The organism is Larkinella knui, from assembly GCF_003858645.1.
In the GTDB taxonomy this organism is placed as follows: Bacteria; Bacteroidota; Bacteroidia; order Cytophagales; family Spirosomataceae; genus Larkinella; species Larkinella knui.
Window position 1 is genome coordinate 804,680 of sequence record NZ_RQJP01000002.1, and the last position, 17,003, is coordinate 821,682.

13 protein-coding genes are annotated in these 17,003 nt (G+C 53.9%); 6 read left to right on the forward strand and 7 right to left on the reverse strand.

What is annotated here, in order from left to right:
* Positions 1-33 precede the first annotated feature (33 nt).
* A complete protein-coding gene (gene aspS / locus EHT87_RS12220; protein WP_124906901.1) occupies positions 34-1,803 on the forward strand; it encodes an aspartate--tRNA ligase in 1,770 nt (589 codons plus the stop codon).
* A 74-nt stretch (positions 1,804-1,877) separates the two neighbouring features.
* Here aspS and EHT87_RS12225 read toward each other — a convergent pair whose 3' ends face one another.
* Entirely contained in the window at positions 1,878-2,378 is a 501-nt protein-coding gene (locus tag EHT87_RS12225) for a DinB family protein (RefSeq protein WP_185716218.1), read from the reverse strand.
* A 209-nt stretch (positions 2,379-2,587) separates the two neighbouring features.
* Between EHT87_RS12225 and moeB the strand changes: the two genes are divergently transcribed.
* From moeB to EHT87_RS12245, 4 genes are all read left to right on the forward strand, one after another.
* The gene (moeB, locus tag EHT87_RS12230; RefSeq protein ID WP_124906903.1) at positions 2,588-3,733 is read left to right on the forward strand and encodes a molybdopterin-synthase adenylyltransferase MoeB; all 1,146 of its coding nucleotides are present in this window, start codon (positions 2,588-2,590) and stop codon (positions 3,731-3,733) included.
* Positions 3,734-4,147: 414 nt separating this feature from the next.
* Positions 4,148-5,050 carry a helix-turn-helix domain-containing protein gene (locus EHT87_RS12235; RefSeq protein ID WP_124906904.1) on the forward strand — a complete coding sequence of 301 codons (903 nt, stop codon included), beginning with the start codon at positions 4,148-4,150 and terminating at the stop codon, positions 5,048-5,050.
* A gap of 82 nt (positions 5,051-5,132) precedes the next feature.
* A complete protein-coding gene (locus tag EHT87_RS12240; protein ID WP_124906905.1) occupies positions 5,133-5,993 on the forward strand; it encodes an oxidoreductase in 861 nt (286 codons plus the stop codon).
* A 16-nt stretch (positions 5,994-6,009) separates the two neighbouring features.
* The gene (locus tag EHT87_RS12245; RefSeq protein WP_124906906.1) at positions 6,010-6,276 is read left to right on the forward strand and encodes an Atu4866 domain-containing protein; all 267 of its coding nucleotides are present in this window, start codon (positions 6,010-6,012) and stop codon (positions 6,274-6,276) included.
* Positions 6,277-6,456: 180 nt separating this feature from the next.
* Here the strand turns inward: EHT87_RS12245 and EHT87_RS12250 are convergent, their stop codons facing one another.
* The 6 genes from EHT87_RS12250 to EHT87_RS12275 form a co-directional block, all read right to left on the reverse strand.
* On the reverse strand, positions 6,457-9,606 hold the full coding sequence (locus EHT87_RS12250; protein WP_124906907.1) for an efflux RND transporter permease subunit: 3,150 nt from the start codon (positions 9,604-9,606) through the stop codon (positions 6,457-6,459).
* Between the two features lie 2 nt (positions 9,607-9,608).
* A complete protein-coding gene (locus EHT87_RS12255; protein WP_124906908.1) occupies positions 9,609-10,625 on the reverse strand; it encodes an efflux RND transporter periplasmic adaptor subunit in 1,017 nt (338 codons plus the stop codon).
* 2 nt (positions 10,626-10,627) lie between these two features.
* Entirely contained in the window at positions 10,628-11,905 is a 1,278-nt protein-coding gene (locus EHT87_RS12260; RefSeq protein ID WP_124906909.1) for a TolC family protein, read from the reverse strand.
* A gap of 119 nt (positions 11,906-12,024) precedes the next feature.
* On the reverse strand, positions 12,025-13,392 hold the full coding sequence (locus EHT87_RS12265) for a HAMP domain-containing sensor histidine kinase (RefSeq protein ID WP_124906910.1): 1,368 nt from the start codon (positions 13,390-13,392) through the stop codon (positions 12,025-12,027).
* Between the two features lie 3 nt (positions 13,393-13,395).
* A complete protein-coding gene (locus EHT87_RS12270; RefSeq protein WP_124906911.1) occupies positions 13,396-14,076 on the reverse strand; it encodes a response regulator transcription factor in 681 nt (226 codons plus the stop codon).
* Between the two features lie 43 nt (positions 14,077-14,119).
* The gene (locus EHT87_RS12275; RefSeq protein ID WP_221622013.1) at positions 14,120-15,547 is read right to left on the reverse strand and encodes an alpha-L-fucosidase; all 1,428 of its coding nucleotides are present in this window, start codon (positions 15,545-15,547) and stop codon (positions 14,120-14,122) included.
* 77 nt (positions 15,548-15,624) lie between these two features.
* Here EHT87_RS12275 and EHT87_RS12280 point away from each other — a divergent pair, with 77 nt between their 5' ends.
* Positions 15,625-16,986 (forward strand): amidohydrolase family protein, encoded by a 1,362-nt coding sequence (locus tag EHT87_RS12280; protein ID WP_124906912.1) that lies wholly within the window; start codon positions 15,625-15,627, stop codon positions 16,984-16,986.
* Positions 16,987-17,003 lie beyond the last annotated feature (17 nt).

Consider the following 17,003-nt stretch of genomic DNA (forward strand, 5'->3'; position numbering starts at 1 on the left):
TACATTTGCGGCTTATTGAACCTTTTGAAGAGTATGCTTCGAACTCATACCTGCGGAGAAATCCGCATCGAACACGTTACTAAACAGGTGATTCTCTGCGGCTGGGTACAGCGTATCCGCGACAAGGGCGGTCTGATCTGGATCGACCTGCGCGACCGCTACGGCCTGACCCAGCTGTTGCTCGAAGAAGGAAAAACCGACCCGGAAACCATTGCGATGGTTCGGACGCTGGGCCGCGAATTCGTCCTGCGAGCCACCGGCGAAGTGATCGAGCGCAAATCCAAAAACCCCAATTTGCCAACGGGCGATATCGAAATCCGGCTGGAAAAACTGGAAATATTGAATCCGGCCAAACTGCCGCCGTTTCTGATTGAAGACGAAACCGACGGGGGCGATGATTTGCGGATGAAATACCGCTACCTCGATTTGCGCCGGAATCCGGTTCGTAAAAACCTCGAACTGCGGCATAAAATGGCCCAGCAAACGCGGATTTACATGGACGGTCAGGACTTTATCGAAGTCGAAACGCCGGTTCTGATCAAATCGACGCCCGAGGGCGCGCGGGATTTTGTGGTACCCAGCCGCATGAATCCCGGCGAATTTTACGCCCTGCCCCAATCGCCCCAGACGTTCAAGCAGCTGCTGATGGTGTCAGGTTTCGACCGGTATTACCAGATTGTCAAGTGTTTCCGCGACGAAGACCTGCGGGCCGACCGCCAGCCGGAATTTACGCAGATCGACTGCGAGATGTCGTTCATTACGCAGGAAGATATTCTGCAAATGTTCGAAGGGCTGGTTCGCCACCTGTTCAAAACCGTGAAAGGCATTGGATTGGACGAAGTGCCCCGGATGACCTACGCGGAAGCCATGCGGTTGTATGGTTCCGACAAACCGGATACACGTTTCGGTATGCCGTTTGTCGAGCTGAAAGGCGCGTTCGATACGGTGGATTTAACGTCGGGCAAAAATTTCGCGGTATTCGATTCGGCGGAGATTGTCATCGGTATCAACGCCAAAGGCTGCGCCCACTACACGCGCAAGCAGATGGACGAATTGACCGATTTTATCAAACGCCCGCAGATTGGCGGAAAGGGGTTGATTTATGTCCGCTATAACGAGGACGGAACCATTAAATCATCCGTCGACAAGTTCTATTCGGAAGAAGACCTGAAACATTGGGTGGTCCAGTTCCAGGCCGAACCCGGTGATTTACTGCTGGTTATGTCGGGAGATACCAACAAAGCCCGCAAACAATTGAGCGAATTGCGGCTGGAGATGGGCAATCGACTGGGCTTGCGTAACCCCAATACGTTCAGTGCGTTGTGGGTACTGGATTTCCCGCTGCTGGAATACGGCGAAGAAGAAAAACGCTGGTTTGCGATGCACCACCCGTTTACGTCGCCCAAACCGGAAGATATTGCCCTGCTCGAAACCGATCCCGGTGCCGTGCGGGCCAATGCCTACGACATGGTGATCAACGGCACCGAAGTGGGTGGCGGGTCAATCCGGATTTTTCAGCGGGATTTGCAGTCTAAAATGTTCGATCTACTGGGTTTCACGCCCGAGGAAGCCAAGGCGCAGTTCGGCTTTTTGCTGGATGCGTTCGAGTTTGGCGCTCCACCCCACGGCGGTATTGCGTTCGGCTTCGACCGCCTGTGCTCCATTTTCGGGGGTGCCGATTCCATCCGCGACTTTATCGCTTTCCCGAAAAACAACTCGGGCCGCGACGTCATGATCGACTCCCCAGCCGTCATTGCACAGGCCCAACTGGATGAGTTGCAGATTGCAGTAGCTAAAAAGTGAAGAGTGAAGAATTAAGAGTGAAGAGTTGGCTGACGCATTCAAGCGCGCGTCAGCCAACTCTTCACTCGTCACTTCTAAAACAACTTCTCATTCGGTGGCTTGATTCCTTTCATCCGAATGTAGATCGTTGCCTGTCCGCGGTGGTGCGTCTGGTGTTCGAAGGCTTTGGCAAACACGGTTTCCCGGGACATTTCGCGCGGGCCCATCTTCACATTCTCGGCCAGTTGTGCATCGCTCAGGCTTTTAATGCCATCCAGAACGAAATCGTAGCTGTCCATAACGGCTTTGGTCAGGGCGGTTTTCGTCTTCAACTCATCCATCGTCTCCAGCTTTTTGCCCTGCATCGGATTGGCCTTTCCAGTTGCTGCCGACGTAAAATTGTAATTTGCTGCGGTCAAATGCAGCATTTGTTCCGCAAAACTCCGAATTTCGGGCGTTGGCTTGTACCCCATGCCGTCTTCCGGCATCGCATCCAGATACTCCTTGGTAAACTCTTTGGCGCGCTGCCATTCCGTCGTCATCTGAGCGACGGTTTTGGGTTTGATGGTGAAGCCGCTGACTGAAATCCAGAGCATCAGCGTGAGGGCGGTAAATCCAAGTCTTTGTTTCATGACGAAAGGTTAATTGTTTGAGTACCAAAGTTAAACCACCTAAGCAGGTTTGCAAGTCCGAAAGCAGGATTTCTACTTAAGGGGTTGTCGTAAAATAAAATTAGAAGTGGAAATGTAATTCGAATTGCTTTTTCGTTTAAAATGTAGTGCGGTATCTCAACAACAAATCAACTATGCTTCGACCTGCGGAATACGCCCGTTACGAAAAACACCTGAATCTTCCCGAAATTGGCGTGGAAGGGCAATTGAAACTAAAAGAAGCTCGTGTGCTGGTCGTAGGCGCAGGTGGGTTGGGTTGCCCGGTATTGCTGTATCTGACCGCTGCCGGCGTGGGGACCATCGGGGTCATCGACCCCGATACGATTGCCATCAGTAACCTGCAACGCCAGGTCCTTTATACGACCGAACAGGTAGGTAAACCCAAAGCAACGATTGCCGTAAATTCACTTAAAAAAATCAACCCCGAAATCAGTTTCAATTCGTACGCGTATGCGCTCGACCGTTCCAATGCCCGTTCGCTGATCGACGAGTATGATCTGGTGGTTGACTGTACCGACAATTTTACGGTCCGGTATCTGGTGAATGACGTCTGCGTGATGCAGGAAAAACCGTTTATTTACGGCGCTATTCACCGGTTTGAAGGCCAGGTTGCGGTTTTGAACGCACGGCTGGCGGCATCGGACGTTCAGCCGGAAGAAGTGCGTCGCGGACCCACCTACCGGTGTTTGTTCCCGGAATTTCCGAACCAGATGGAGATCCCGAATTGCGCCGAAACGGGTGTAATGGGCGTTTTGCCGGGTGTCATCGGCACCTATCAGGCCAACGAAGTGATCAAACTCATTACCGGTATCGGTCACCTGCTCAGCGAAGAACTGCTGATGGTGGATTTGCTGGCGATGTCGTTCCAGAAAATCCGGGTGCGCCGTCGGCTCGATGCCGAAGCAGCCGCCCAGAACGGGTGGGAAGAAGGCCAGCGGGTGGCCGTCAAAACTGAAGCCCGGAAAACCATCACCGCTACCGAACTGGCCGAACGGCTGGCGCAGGACGAAGATATTTTTCTGCTCGACGTCCGCGAACGGCCCGAATACAACATTTGCCACCTCGACAATGCGGTTTTGATCCCCGTCAATATCATCGCCAACAACGTCAAACGCATTCCGAACGATCGGCCGGTGGTGGTCTATTGCCACCACGGGATTCGCAGCCAGTATGTGGTCGATTATCTTCAGAAAGAGTTCAATTTCACCAACCTCATGAACCTTCAGGGCGGCATCAACAGCTGGGCCCGCGATGTGCAACCGGAGATGGAAGTGTATTAAAAACCGGCTGACTGTTTTTAGGTAAAAGTACTTCAGCAAGCTTCAAATGACAAAAATCCGCTTCAGCAGCGGGTGATTTGTCGCGTATTTTCAGCAAGCTCCACTGTCGGCAGGTACCGAAACCGTTTCAACGGTTTTAGTACCTGCTACGAACTTTATTTTAACCCAGGGGCTGATTCCCGGTCTATAGCTACGCGCAGTTGGTGTCTTCGCGACAAGCAATGGCATAAGATTAGAGGTCGCGTTGTAATCTGATAAAAAGTCTGATCGCAACGTGCTCCCTAACCTATTTTCTTGAAATTAGGCCATTACCAGGGCGTCGCTTAATGACCAGGAAGGTGTCTAAACAGCCGTCTGTTCCCTAATTCGATTGGTTTTTGGCTAACATTGGTTTGAATTTTGTAACTTCGCAGCATGTCAAAACCAGAATCGCTCGAAGATTTTTATCAGGTCAAATTCAATTGGCTACCCGATAACCTGCAACAGGACATCGGGCATTTCAACGTGTTCCGACTGGAGGATTGCGTCGGTGAGGGGAAAGAACCGGTTCAGTACAGCCGTCGGGATTTTTATAAAATCACCCTGATCCGGGGCCGTAACGTCTACCATTACGCCGATAAGAGCCTGGAAGTCAACGGAACGACGCTGATGTTCTTTAATCCGCAGGTGCCCTACAGCTGGGAATCGTTGTCGGAGGAGACGAGCGGTTTTTTCTGCATTTTCAAAGAGGCGTTTTTTACCGAAAAAATGCGGGGTAATCTTAACGAACTGCCCATGTATGCCATCGGCGGTAAACCGGCGTATGTTCTGAACGACGTTCAGGATGAGCAGATTAGCCAGCTGTTTCAGAAGATGATCGACGAAATCAATTCGGATTATCGGTATAAATACGATCTGCTGCGGAATTACGTGACGGAACTGGTGCATTATGCGCTGAAAATGCAGCCCTCCGAGACGCTCTATCAGCACACGGATGCGAAATCCCGGATTACCGCCGTTTTCACGGAGTTGCTCGAACGGCAGTTTCCCATCGAATCGCCGTCGCAACGGTTCCGCTTGCGATCGGCGAAGGATTTTGCCGAGCAGCTTTCCGTGCACGTCAACCACCTCAACCGCTCCATTCGGGAAACAACGGGCAAAACGACGACCGACCACATTGCCGAGCGGTTGGCCAGCGAGGCCAAAGCGCTGCTGAAACACACCGACTGGAACATCTCCGAAATCAGTTATACCCTCGGCTTCGAAGAACCGGCCCATTTCAACAACTTTTTCAAGAAACAGACGCACCTGACGCCCTCGGCCTTCCGCGCTGTTTGAATTTTGCAAGCATCGGTTTGAAAACCGCAATGCTCCGCCTGCTCCACGGCTCTACTTTTGTTTCATCAAAACAAACAAAAAAATGAGCACACAAAAAGTCTGGTTTGTCACCGGAGCCTCGAAAGGTCTGGGACTATCTTTGGTAAAACAAGTGTTACACGCAGGCTATAGCGTAGCCGCAACCTCCCGCAACCTCGACGATCTGCGCCGGGCCGTTGGTCCGGCCAACGACCGATTCCTGCCGCTGGCGGTCGACCTGAAAACCGAATCGAGTGTGGCGGAAGCGATTTCAAAAACCATCGACCAGTTTGGAAAGATCGATGTGGTCGTCAACAACGCCGGATACGGTTTGCTGGGCAGCATCGAAGAACTGTCCGACGAAGAATCCCGTGAGAATTTTGACATCAATGTGTTCGGTTCGCTGAACGTCATCCGGCAGGTGATGCCGTATTTGCGGGAACAGAAATCCGGGCACATCATCAACATTTCGTCCATCGCCGGTTTTACCGGTGCCTTCCCCGGTTTTGGAATCTACTGCGCAACCAAGTTTGCCGTCGAGGGATTCTCGGAATCGCTGGCGGCCGAAGCCAAACCACTCGGTATCAACGTGACGGTGGTCGAACCGGGTTATTTCCGGACCGACTTCCTGACTTCCGGTTCGTTGGGCGTTCCTAAAAAGCAGATCGACGCCTACAAAGACGTGCGGGATTCGCAACAGGTTCACCAGAACCAGATCAACGGAAACCAGCCTGGCGATCCCGAAAAAGCCGTGGCGGCCCTGATCCGGATTGCATCGGAAGCCAACCCGCCCCTGCATTTGTTTCTGGGTCAGGATTCGTACGATATGGCCTATCAGAAAATCAACGCGGTGCAGAATGACCTGGAAAGCTGGAAGGACGTAACGGTTTCAACCGGTTTTACCGCCGAAACGATTACCAACTGATTTACGATCTATTGCGATGGAAACACCCTCTTATCTTGGCATGTGGGTTACCAAAGACGGTTACATCCGCCATGAACTCCTGCCGGGCGGGCGCTACGACGAAGCCCGCGGAAACCGAAAAAGTGCTTATCGGGGGAATTACACCCTAACCGGAAATCACATCGACTACGTGGATGACACCGGTTTTACCGCCGACGGCGAGTTCCGGGACGGCATTCTGTACCACGCCGGTATGGTTTTATACCGGGAAAGACAGGGCTTAGCTCCTGCTTCAGCTCGCTGAGATTTGATTCGGTTAAGTCTGGCGTAACAGACGAACACCGGTTTTTGGGGCTGTTTGAAACAGGGCTCCACGGATCAAAGCCCGCGTCATTTCCGTAAAAATTGGAAAACACGACACACTGGTTTCATCATCGACCAGATAAATTGGGATGAAGAGCGGCTGAGGAGGTGAAATCGAAAATCAACTACCCACTTCCTCAGCCGCCGGAACCGGTTTTTTCTTCCGGTTCCGTTCCATCCAGAAATACAAAGACGGTAATAAAAAGGGCGTAAAAAGTAAGGTCGAGGTTAATCCGCCAATGATCACAGTCGCCAGCGGGCGCTGCACATCCGAGCCAATTCCGGACGAGGTTGCCGCCGGAATCAGACCAATAATGGCAACAATCAGCATCATCATGATGGCCCGCAGTTGCCCACCCGACGCCCGTACTACCAGCTGGTTCAGTGGCAAACCGCCCAGTTCCCGCTCCCGGTTGATGGCCGAAATCAACAGCACACCCGCCATGACCGACAAACCAAACAGCGAGACAAAACCGACGCCCGCCGACACATTGAAGTTGTAGCCGCGCAGCAGCAAAGCCCCAATACCGCCCGCCAGTCCAAACAGGACGCACACGACCGTCATCAGCGCATAACGAACCGACTGGAACAGCAGAAACAAAACCGCCAGCACGATCACGACCGTCAGCGGAATGGCAATCATCAGCTGTTTTCCGGCCCGCTCCAGGTTTTCAAACTGACCACCGTAATCGACGCCGTAGCCGTGTGGCAGGGTCACCGCCTGCCGGACTTTCCGCCGGGCTTCGGCCACAAAACTTCCCTGATCGCGCCCCCGGATGTTGGTCCGAACCGTCACGAGCCGCTTGCCGTCCAGCCGGTAGATATTCGTCTGACCGTCAATCAATTTCACATCCGCCAGCTGGCTCATCGGAATCAGCGATCCGCCCGGCGACGGCACCTGCAAGTTCCGGATGACGTCGATGTTGTTGCGGTTTTCCGGTAAATACCGCACCACAATGTCGTAGCGACGGGGACCATCGTAGAGCGTGCTGATTACTTTTCCGCCAATGGCGGCTTCAATCATGGTTTGAATCGCGGCTACGTTGATGCCGTACCGGGCCACCTGCTGGCGATTGATGTTGATGCTAAGTTGCGCCTGAGGTCCCTCCTGCTCGATGCCGGATTCCGAACTGCCGTTGATGCCGCGCACAATTTTCAGCACCTGATCGGCTTTGGAACGTAACAAGGTCAGGTCGTAACCGGTCAGGTTGATGGCCAGATCGGACGCCGAACCCGTAACGATTTCCGTAACCTGATCGATAATCGGCTGTCCGAACGACAGGTTGGCGCCGGGCAACTGCTCTTCCAGCTGGCTTTTGATGGTGGTCAGTAACTGTTGCTTCGTCGTGTCGTGAACCCAGCCGCCATACGGTTTCAGAATCATCAGAATTTCGGTGCGGTTCGACGGAAACGGGTCGGTGCCGTCGTCATTTCGACCCGATTGCGTAATGATGCTTTCGATCTGGGAATGCCGCGCGGCCACCCGCCGGATGACGGGCGCAATTTTCTGGTTTTCCGTAATATTTGTTCCGGCGGGCAAAAACGACCGCATGAAAATCGAACCTTCGTCGAGCGTGGGCAAAAATTCCGTACCGATTCGCGCGCCCAGACCAATGACGATCAGGACGACGGTTATTCCCACCAGAAATACCGTGCGCGGCTGGTTCAGGGTTCGCCGGATGAGTCGCTCATACCGGTTTTGAATCCGGTCGAAAAGGGTGCGTCGTTTCTTTTTTTCAGACGCCACTTCTTCCACCTGTTTCCGGTACACGAACGTCATCAGAACCGGTATCAGTGTCAACGCGAAAAGCATGGATCCCATCACGGCGAAGGCCAGCGTCAAGGCCATCGGCGAAAACAGTTTGCCTTCCACCCGCTGCATGGTCAGGATGGGCAGATAGGCCAGAATGATGATCATGACGGCGAAGAAAATTTCCCGCCCGACTTCGCCCGCCGAGTCGATCGTCAGCGCGACAATGCTTTTTTTAGGTTCGTCCGATTCGTGGGCGTGCCGGTAGGTATGAATCAGATGGGCCGCCATCACGCAGGCGCCATCGACGATGATTCCAAAATCAATCGCTCCCAGCGACAGCAGATTGGCCGGAATACCGGTCATCTTCATCATGATGAAGGCAAACAGCAGCGAAAACGGAATCGTAATGGCCACCACCAGGGCCGAGCGAATGTCGCCGAGAAACAAAACGAGAATAATCACGACAATGGAAATCCCTTCCAGCAAGGTGTGCGATACGGTTTCCAGCGTGTAATCGACCAGCGTCGAGCGGTCGTAGATGATTTGCAGGGTGACGCCTTTGGGGAGTTCGTTGTCCTGCAAATCGGCAATCCGTTCCTTGAGTGCTTTCAGCACCTCCGTCGGGTTTTCGCCCCGGCGCAACGAGACAATGCCTTCCACGCCGGAATTAACATCGACGCCCTTCACCGGAATCGTGTACCCCAGAATCCCCTGCGGCTGCGGAGGAGCAATTTCAACACTGGCCACATCCCGAACGTAGACCGGAACGCCGTTGATCGTCGTCAGCACAATGTTTTCGATGTCACTTGCCCGCTGAATGGCGCCCAGCCCCCGAACGGCAAATCCCTGGCCTCCGCGTTCCACAATGCTGCCCCCGGTATTGAGGTTATTGGCCTGCACCGCCTGAATAATGGTTTCCATCGTCAGGTTGTATTTCCGCAAGCGATCCGGCGACGTCAGTACGTGAAACTGCTTGACGGGACCACCGAACGTAACCACGTCGGCCACGCCCGAAACCTGCGTCAGCGCCGGACGAATCACCCAGTCCTGCAAATCCCGCAAGTCCATCGGTGAAAACGTTGGCGGAGCTTCGACCACATACCGGTAAATTTCGCCCACCGCCGTCGTCAACGGACCCAGTTCCGGCGTCACACCATCGGGTAAATCCGCCGAAGCCAGCCGCTCGATAACCTGCTGGCGGGCAAAATAATCGTTCGTTCCGTCTTCAAAATTGAGCTGCACCACCGCCAGACCGAATATCGTGCGCGACCGCCGGGCAATGACGCGGGGCGTGTTGTTGAGCGCCCGTTCGAGCGGAATCGTCACCTGCTGCTCCACTTCCTCAGCCGCCCGACCGGCATATTGCGCAATGACAATGACGTTGGTATCGGCAATATCCGGATAGGCTTCGATTTTCAGAAACCGGAAACAAACCAGCCCGGCGCTCATCAAAACCAGGGCGGCAACGACAAAACCGGTGCGGTTTGCGAGGGCGATTTTTAGTGCGTTTTGTATCATAGTCAATACCCGAAACTCAGACCTTTCAACTGCATCGTGCCTTTGATCACCACCGCTTCGGCCTCTTTTAGTCCGTGAAAAACCACAATCCGGTCTCCGATCTGCTGCCCCAGCGTCACCTCCCGGCGTTCGAACCGGCGGGGTGCCGATTTAACAAACACGTAATCCTTCCCCTGAACCGTCACCAGCGCCGTTTGAGGCAGCGACATAAACTGGCCTTCGGAAATCCCGAAAGCGACCGTCGCAAACATCCCGGCCCGGAATTTACCGCGCGGATTATCCAGCCGAATCCGGAGTTTGATGGTCCGCGTCACATTGTCGACCACATCCCCAAACGACTCGATGCGTCCGCTGACGGTTTCGTCGGGATAGGCCGTAAACCTGATGGTGGCCGTGTTGCCCAACCGAAGTTTATTCACCTGACTTTCAGGCACATCACAAATCAACCAGGCTTGCCCCGGCCGGGCGCGCTGGAGACTCATCGGGTCGAAGCCCGCGAGTTTCAGCTTGGTTTCGTGTTCGGCCAGCAACGAGCGTTCGTTGGCCAGGTTGGTGCGCTCCATCGCCAGCGCCGACTGCGCTTCCAGCACTTCGCGGCCCGTGGCGGCTCCGTGTTCGGCCAGGTCTTTGGCCCGCCCCAGTTCAATTTCTTTTTGCTTGATATTGACGTCCTGAATCTGGCGGATGTTGGTCAGTCGTTGCTGCAACTGCGAATAGGTATCGGTCAGGTCCGGGTTGTCGAACAGCACCATCGGCTTTCCCTGACTTTCTTCCGACCCAATCACTGTGGCAACGACGTGGGCGGGCGCCTGATAATCAGCCGTCAGGGTGCGGTTTTGCACGGCTTCCGTCTGGAAGAACCGGATCGTGGTTGAATCCGGTGCCACTTCAATCAACCGCCCACTGTCCTGCACAACGGGCCGGGGTACGGTTTTCTGGACCACACCGCCCGCTGGCTTTTCTTTCTGACAGGCCGTTCCGAACACCATCAAAAGCAATCCCAAACTGATCTTTTTCATTGTTATCGGGTTAGGGTCGGGAGTTGACCCGTGACAAACCAAAGTTGAAGCAGGCTCCGGCGGTAGGCTTCCTGCGCATCGAGGTATTCCTGCTGCACATCGAGCCACGAACGCTGGGCCTCCAGGTAATCGACAATGGTCGTTCCGCCTTTCAGATACGCGTAGCGAACACTGGTCAGAATTTGCTCGGACTGCTGCAAAATACCGCCGTACCGGTTTATGTTTTCGCCTTGTGTGAGGTAGCTCCGGTAGGCCGTTTGCACTTCCGTCTGCACCTGCTGCCGGGTGTAGCGAACGACCTGCTGTGTCTGTTCCTGCTGCACCTTCGCTTTCTGGATTTCGCCCTGATTTTTGTTAAAAAACGGGAGCGGCAAGGTGCCGTAAAAACCGATATACGGTATGCTGTTCTGCGGGTTATAAATAGCGCCTACTTCGGGTTGAGGGGCACGCAGAGCTTCCTGCAGGCGCGTGTTCTGGGCGGCCACTTCAACGGCCTGCTCGGCAAACCGGACGTCCGTGCGGGTCAGGTGTGCGCGGGTCAGGAGCGTATCGGTCGGGCCGGCTTTCCAAACCAGCGTCGTATCCGTCAGAGCCACATCCAGGCTGTCGGACGTGCCCAGAAGCCGTTTCAGTACGGCCAATTCATTCAGGTATTCCTGCCGGGTGGTCTGGCTGCGTAGCCGGTATTGATCGGCCAGAATCTGCGTACGCAGCAGGTCAGTCCGCGTAATCACCTGATTCCGAAGCCGAACCTGGTTTATGTTCACCAGCGTATCGACGTTTCGCTGGGCCTGAAGAATCAGATCGAGCCGACGGCGGGCGCTCCAGGCGTCGAGCCACTGATTTCCTACTTCCAGCAGCAGGTTCCGTTCCAGTTCGGCCACATTCCGGCGGGTGAGTTCGACGCTCTTCTCGGCCAGCGCCACGGCTTTCTGGCGTTTTTTCGCCACATTGACGGGCGTTGTTACCTGCCACCAGACCTGCCGGTTTCGGGCGTTCAGGGCATTGGTATTTTCCGGAAACGAAGACGGTTTGGCGAGTTGGAGCGTCTGGTTATTGAGCACCGGATTGGGTCGAAGCCCCGCCGTTACGACATCCGCCTGCGCCGACTGCACCGAAAGCTGTTCGGACCGTAAAACCGGGTTATTCTGCCGGGCTTCGGCCACCGCTTCCGCCAGCGTCAGCGTGCGGGGCGTTTGGGCGTAAAGCAGACTGCTCACCAGAAAATTCAGGAGAAAGCAGACCTGTACTGTGTGCGGGTTCGCCATCCGGTTTTTCATAATTCCTTGCTGATTCGGTGGTGTGATAGGCAAGCCACAGAGCCGCAAAAGTAAAGTTTACGTAACCGGAAGACCGTTAGAGAGTTATTAGAATGCTATTAAAAGTCCGTTAAAGAACCTTACAGATGCGGTAGCTCCACTTCGAACGTGGTTCCCTGACCCGGTTGCGTCGCCACCGAAATACCGCCTTTGTGCAGACTGATGATCCGGTCCGTCAGGGAGAGGCCGATGCCGTTTCCCTCGGCATAATTCAGATTCTGGCCCCGGTAAAAAGCCGTAAAGACATGCGGCAAATCGTCTTCGGAAATGCCAATTCCCTGATCGATAAACCGCAGCCGACAGAGCTGCGGAAGGGAGGTAATGGTGACGGTGCAATGGTGATCCGGGGAGAATTTACAGCCGTTTTCCATGAGATTGCTAAACGCCACCCGCAGCAGATAGGCGTTGCCGCGCACCGAAATCAACTGATCGTCTTCAATTTCCTGTTCAAAAATAATCGTCACCCGATACGCGGGTTGCTGGTGGAGTACCTGCCCGCGGGCGTCCATCAGCAACTCATCCAGCCGCACGTCCCGAAAAGCGATTTCGCTGGCATCGTAGCTGGCTTTTGCCAGATCGAGCAGACCGTTGGAAAGGTGCGTCAGCCGCCGGGCATCCCGCAGCGTCCGGTCGATTACCTGCTGATACTGCGCCACACTCCGGGGTTTGTTGGCGGCCAGTTCCAGTTCGCCGGTGATGGCGGCCAGGGGGGTTCGCAGTTCGTGCGAGACGTTGGAGACAAACTGCTTCTGGGCATCGAACGACTGCTCCAGCCGGTCCAGCATCTGGTTAAAGGTGATCGCCAGTTCGGCCAGTTCGTCGCGTCCATTGCCGGCATCGACGCGACGATCCAGATTGGTAGCGGTAATTTCCCCGACCTGCCGCACCACGGTCGAAATGGGCCTTAGCAGTTGCCGGGCCACCAGCCGGCTCAACAGGGCCACGATCAACAAGCTTAATAAAAAGGTGATGATCAGCGTGATCCGGAGGTTTTCGAGTTTCGAAAGGCCCACCTCATCGTAAGCGGCAGCCGTCACCAGGTATGTTTTTCCCTGAAACCGGTACGGAAACCCCACCACCTGCCTCCCCTGCTGCTCGAACTGAATTTCCGGCCGGTGCTGGATAGAATGCAGAAACTCCGGCGTTTCTTTTACGAAATCGCCCTGCTGATCGTCGTGATAAACCAGTTGGAAACGGGCATCGTAAACGGCAACCTCCTCCTGAAACAGCGCATTCGGCGAGTTTTGATAAATCACCTTCAGAACGGACGGTTCCACTTTGGCTTCCAGCAACAGCCGCAGCTTCGTAAGTGCCTGTTGTTTAAGTCGTTTGTAGTAGGCATCTTCCCGGTAATCGGCGTAGGACAGGTAAATCGAAATGGCAAAAAACAGCAGCACAGCCGCCGTAATGGCGGTAAACAGCAGGGCCAGTTTCGTCCGGATACGCATCGTTCAGGCTTCCTCAAAAATAAATCCCATTCCCGTTTTGGTGTGAATCAGCTTTTTTTCAAACGCCTTGTCCAGTTTTTTTCGCAAATAATTGATGTACACATCGATGAAATTGGTCCCCGTATCGAAATGCGTTTCCCAGACCTTTTCCGCGATTTCCGTGCGGGTCAGCAGCCGACCGGAATTGAGCATCATAAACTCGAGCAGCTTGAATTCTTTCGGTGTCAAACTAATCGGCCGACCACTCCGAACAACGGTTTTATTCCGCAGATTCATCTCCAGATCGGCCATTTTCAGAACCGATGTGGCCGCAATCGGCACATGGGCCTGACGTTTCAGCAGGGCCCGGATGCGAACGTGCAGTTCGCGAAAATCGAACGGTTTGACCAGGTAATCATCCGCCCCGGCATCAAAACCTTCCACTTTGTCGTCGGTGGTTCCGAGCGCCGTCAACATGATAATCGGCACGTTCGGTTTGGCCAGCCGCACCTGCTGACAAATGTCCAACCCATTGATTTTGGGCAGGATAATATCCATGATAACCAGATCATAGTCCACCGTCAGTGCCAACCGGCTTCCGATTTCGCCGTCGAACGCGAGGTCCACCTGCCAGTCTTCCTCTTCCAGCCCCCGCTTGATGAGGTCGGCCACCCGTTGGTCGTCTTCGATTACCAGTGTTTTCATGGGAAAATAACGTGAGAAAGAATGAACGGGCGGTTTTCGGGCATTAGTTTTGTTCGTTATACACCCCAAATTCGGCAATGGCGGGCGGGGTTGTGAACGCATCGATCAGGATTCGGACCCGGCTTCCTTTTACGGTATTGAACCGGTTGATCTTTGCCCGACTAATTCCGGCCGGGCCGGTATCCGTGCTCGTCAGAATGGGTTTCCAGTTGCCATTGGTGAAATATTCCAGTCGATACTTACTAATACCGGGTTGTTTTTCCAGAACCGTAATCAGATTGAAGGCTGTTTCCTGATCAAAAACCACTTCGTACCACGGTTTTTTAACCGAAGAATTGGAAATCCAGGCGGTTTTGAAATTGTCGTCGTTGCCAAAATCCATGATCCACATGTCGCTGCTCCAGCTCGCATTGCTTGGCCGGTGTTTGGCCAGATTGGTCGAAATAATGGGCGCATCGAAAACCGGCAAGAGGGCCCGAACGTCGCTTCCCGACCACAATTCACCCATTTTGGCCAGCGCCGTCAGGGCATTGTCATCAATCAAACCGTCGCGATTCGGTGCCACATTCAGGATAAAATTACAATACGCTCTGTTGAACGGAACCAGGTTGTCGTTCACTAAAACCGCCGGATCTTTCACGGGTTCGGTCGGAAACGTGGTTTTCCAGAACCAGGCCTTGTTGATGGGCAGACACGACAGCGCGGGTAATCGGTTGGTTTCCTTCGAAATGTGCTGACCCGCACCCTGTTCATACGATTTGATGTCGGTATAAAATAAGGCTTCGGCGGGGTATTTGGCGGCATTCAGATCCATCACCAGGCAGTTCGGCTGTAGGGTTTTGATGTGCCGGTACACTTCTTCAAAGGGAATGTCGTCGTACGAAATCCGGGACCAGGGCGCGTCCCAGCCATCGATGATGAGTGCCGAAACCTCGCCGTAGTTGGTCAGCAATTCCGTCAGCTGCGCTTTCACCATCGCAACGTGCTGCTTCGTAATAAAACCGGGACGCAGTTTATGGTGCGTATCCAGAATTGAATAATACAGCATCACTTTCAGGCCATTCGCCCGGAACGCATCGGCGTATTCCTTCACCACATCGCGTTTCTGCGGGCTGTTCATGACGTTGTAATCGGTCGTTTTGGTGTTCCAGATGCAAAAACCGCTGTGGTGTTTGGTGGTCAGCGCACCGTACGACATTTTCGCCGATTTGGCGGCTTTGGCCCACTGGTCGCAATTCAGTTTGGCCGGATTGAACAACGCAGGAGATGCGTCAGGATCGGCCCAGTCGTCTTCCATGAACGTCGGGATGTTGAAGTGAATGAACATTCCGAACCGCAGATCGACAAAATCCTGCTGGCGTTGCGCCAGCGGAACGGTTTTCGCCAATTGGGCCTTGGTCGCCAGCGGCTGGAGCATTATAGCAAAAACCAGCCAACTAAAACTTCCTTTTATTATTTTTTTAAAAGACATTGCGTATAAAAAAGGTGAGATTCCCGCAAATATACGTCAACGTTCCCCTATCCGGCTATTCCAAATCTGTTCAACTCATGCGCAGCCTCGTATCCCTTCTATTTGTTCTCCTGACGCCATCGGTTTTTGCGCAGGAACTGGTCAGTAACCGCCAGAAAGAGATGGTTTTTAAATCGGTCAACGTCATCCCGATGGACCAGGAACGGGTTCTGGAAAACCAGACCGTTGTCGTGAAAAATGGCCGGATTACCGCCATGGGTGCCGAAGGAAAAGTACAGTATGGCAAAGACGCGCAGGTGATCGATGCCAGCGGCAAATACCTGACGCCCGGCTGGGCCGAAATTCACGCCCACGTGCCGCCAATCGATGACATCGAGCCGATGAAAGACGTGCTGATTCTGTATCTGGCCAATGGCATTACGACCATTCGCGGCATGCTGGGCCACCCCAAACACCTTGAACTCCGCAGCAAAATCAACAGTGGTGAAATTCTGGGACCCCATTTTTACCCGTCTGGCCCGTCGTTTAGCGGACAAACCGTCAAGTCGGCGGAACAGGGTGCGCAAATGGTGCGCGACCAGAAAGCCGCCGGCTATGATTTCCTGAAACTACACCCCGGTTTGACCAAAGAAACTTTTCCGGCCATTGCCAAAACCGCCAGGGAAGTCGGTATGCCGTTTGTGGGGCACGTTTCGTTCAATGTCGGGACCTGGATGGCCATCGACGCGGGCTATTCTTCCATCGACCATCTGGACAGTTTTATGGAAGCCATTACGCCCGGTTCGGACACGCTGGTGGAGCAGGAAACCGGTTTATTCGGCTCCTGGATTGGCTACCGCGCCGACCCGGCGATGATCCCGAAGCTGGTGAAAGGATTGCACGATAAAAACATCCGCGTGGTTCCGACGGAGGCCCTGGCCGAGCGCTGGCTCTCGCCCCTTCCGGCGGAGGAATTCACGAAAGATCCCGAGATGAAATACATGAAACCGGAAGACGTGCAGAACTGGACGAGAACCAAAAACAACTACAACAGCAACCCGAAGTTCACGAAAGAACACGCCCGGAAGTACATTGAAATGCGCCGGAAAATCCTCTACGAATGCCAGAAAAACGGCGTCGATATTCTGCTGGGTTCCGATGCGCCCCAGGTTTTCAACGTCCCCGGTTTTTCGATCCACCACGAAATGAAGTTCCTCGTCGGCGCGGGCTTGACGCCGTATGAAACCTTGCGAACCGGAACCGTCAACGTGGCTTCGTATCTCAAAAAACCGGATTCGGGTGTTATCAAAACCGGTAATGTATCGGATTTGGTCTTGTTGAGCGGCAATCCGCTGAAAGACATCGGCCAGACCAAAAACATCGAAGGCGTGATGATCGGGACCAACTGGCTGTCGAAAGCGTATATTCAGAAGGAGTTGAAGAAACTGGAGAAACAGTGAGTACGTCCGCAAATGAC

Excerpts from the sequence above, each read along its gene's own strand:
- aspS (WP_124906901.1), top strand. The coding sequence starts at position 34 with ATGCTTCGAACTCATACCTGCGGAGAAATCCGCATCGAACACGTTACT.
- EHT87_RS12225 (WP_185716218.1), bottom strand. The coding sequence starts at position 2,378 with ATGCTCTGGATTTCAGTCAGCGGCTTCACCATCAAACCCAAAACCGTC.
- moeB (WP_124906903.1), top strand. The coding sequence starts at position 2,588 with ATGCTTCGACCTGCGGAATACGCCCGTTACGAAAAACACCTGAATCTT.
- EHT87_RS12235 (WP_124906904.1), top strand. The coding sequence starts at position 4,148 with ATGTCAAAACCAGAATCGCTCGAAGATTTTTATCAGGTCAAATTCAAT.
- EHT87_RS12240 (WP_124906905.1), top strand. The coding sequence starts at position 5,133 with ATGAGCACACAAAAAGTCTGGTTTGTCACCGGAGCCTCGAAAGGTCTG.
- EHT87_RS12245 (WP_124906906.1), top strand. The coding sequence starts at position 6,010 with ATGGAAACACCCTCTTATCTTGGCATGTGGGTTACCAAAGACGGTTAC.
- EHT87_RS12250 (WP_124906907.1), bottom strand. The coding sequence starts at position 9,606 with ATGATACAAAACGCACTAAAAATCGCCCTCGCAAACCGCACCGGTTTT.
- EHT87_RS12255 (WP_124906908.1), bottom strand. The coding sequence starts at position 10,625 with ATGAAAAAGATCAGTTTGGGATTGCTTTTGATGGTGTTCGGAACGGCC.
- EHT87_RS12260 (WP_124906909.1), bottom strand. The coding sequence starts at position 11,905 with ATGAAAAACCGGATGGCGAACCCGCACACAGTACAGGTCTGCTTTCTC.
- EHT87_RS12265 (WP_124906910.1), bottom strand. The coding sequence starts at position 13,392 with ATGCGTATCCGGACGAAACTGGCCCTGCTGTTTACCGCCATTACGGCG.
- EHT87_RS12270 (WP_124906911.1), bottom strand. The coding sequence starts at position 14,076 with ATGAAAACACTGGTAATCGAAGACGACCAACGGGTGGCCGACCTCATC.
- EHT87_RS12275 (WP_221622013.1), bottom strand. The coding sequence starts at position 15,547 with ATGTCTTTTAAAAAAATAATAAAAGGAAGTTTTAGTTGGCTGGTTTTT.
- EHT87_RS12280 (WP_124906912.1), top strand. The coding sequence starts at position 15,625 with ATGCGCAGCCTCGTATCCCTTCTATTTGTTCTCCTGACGCCATCGGTT.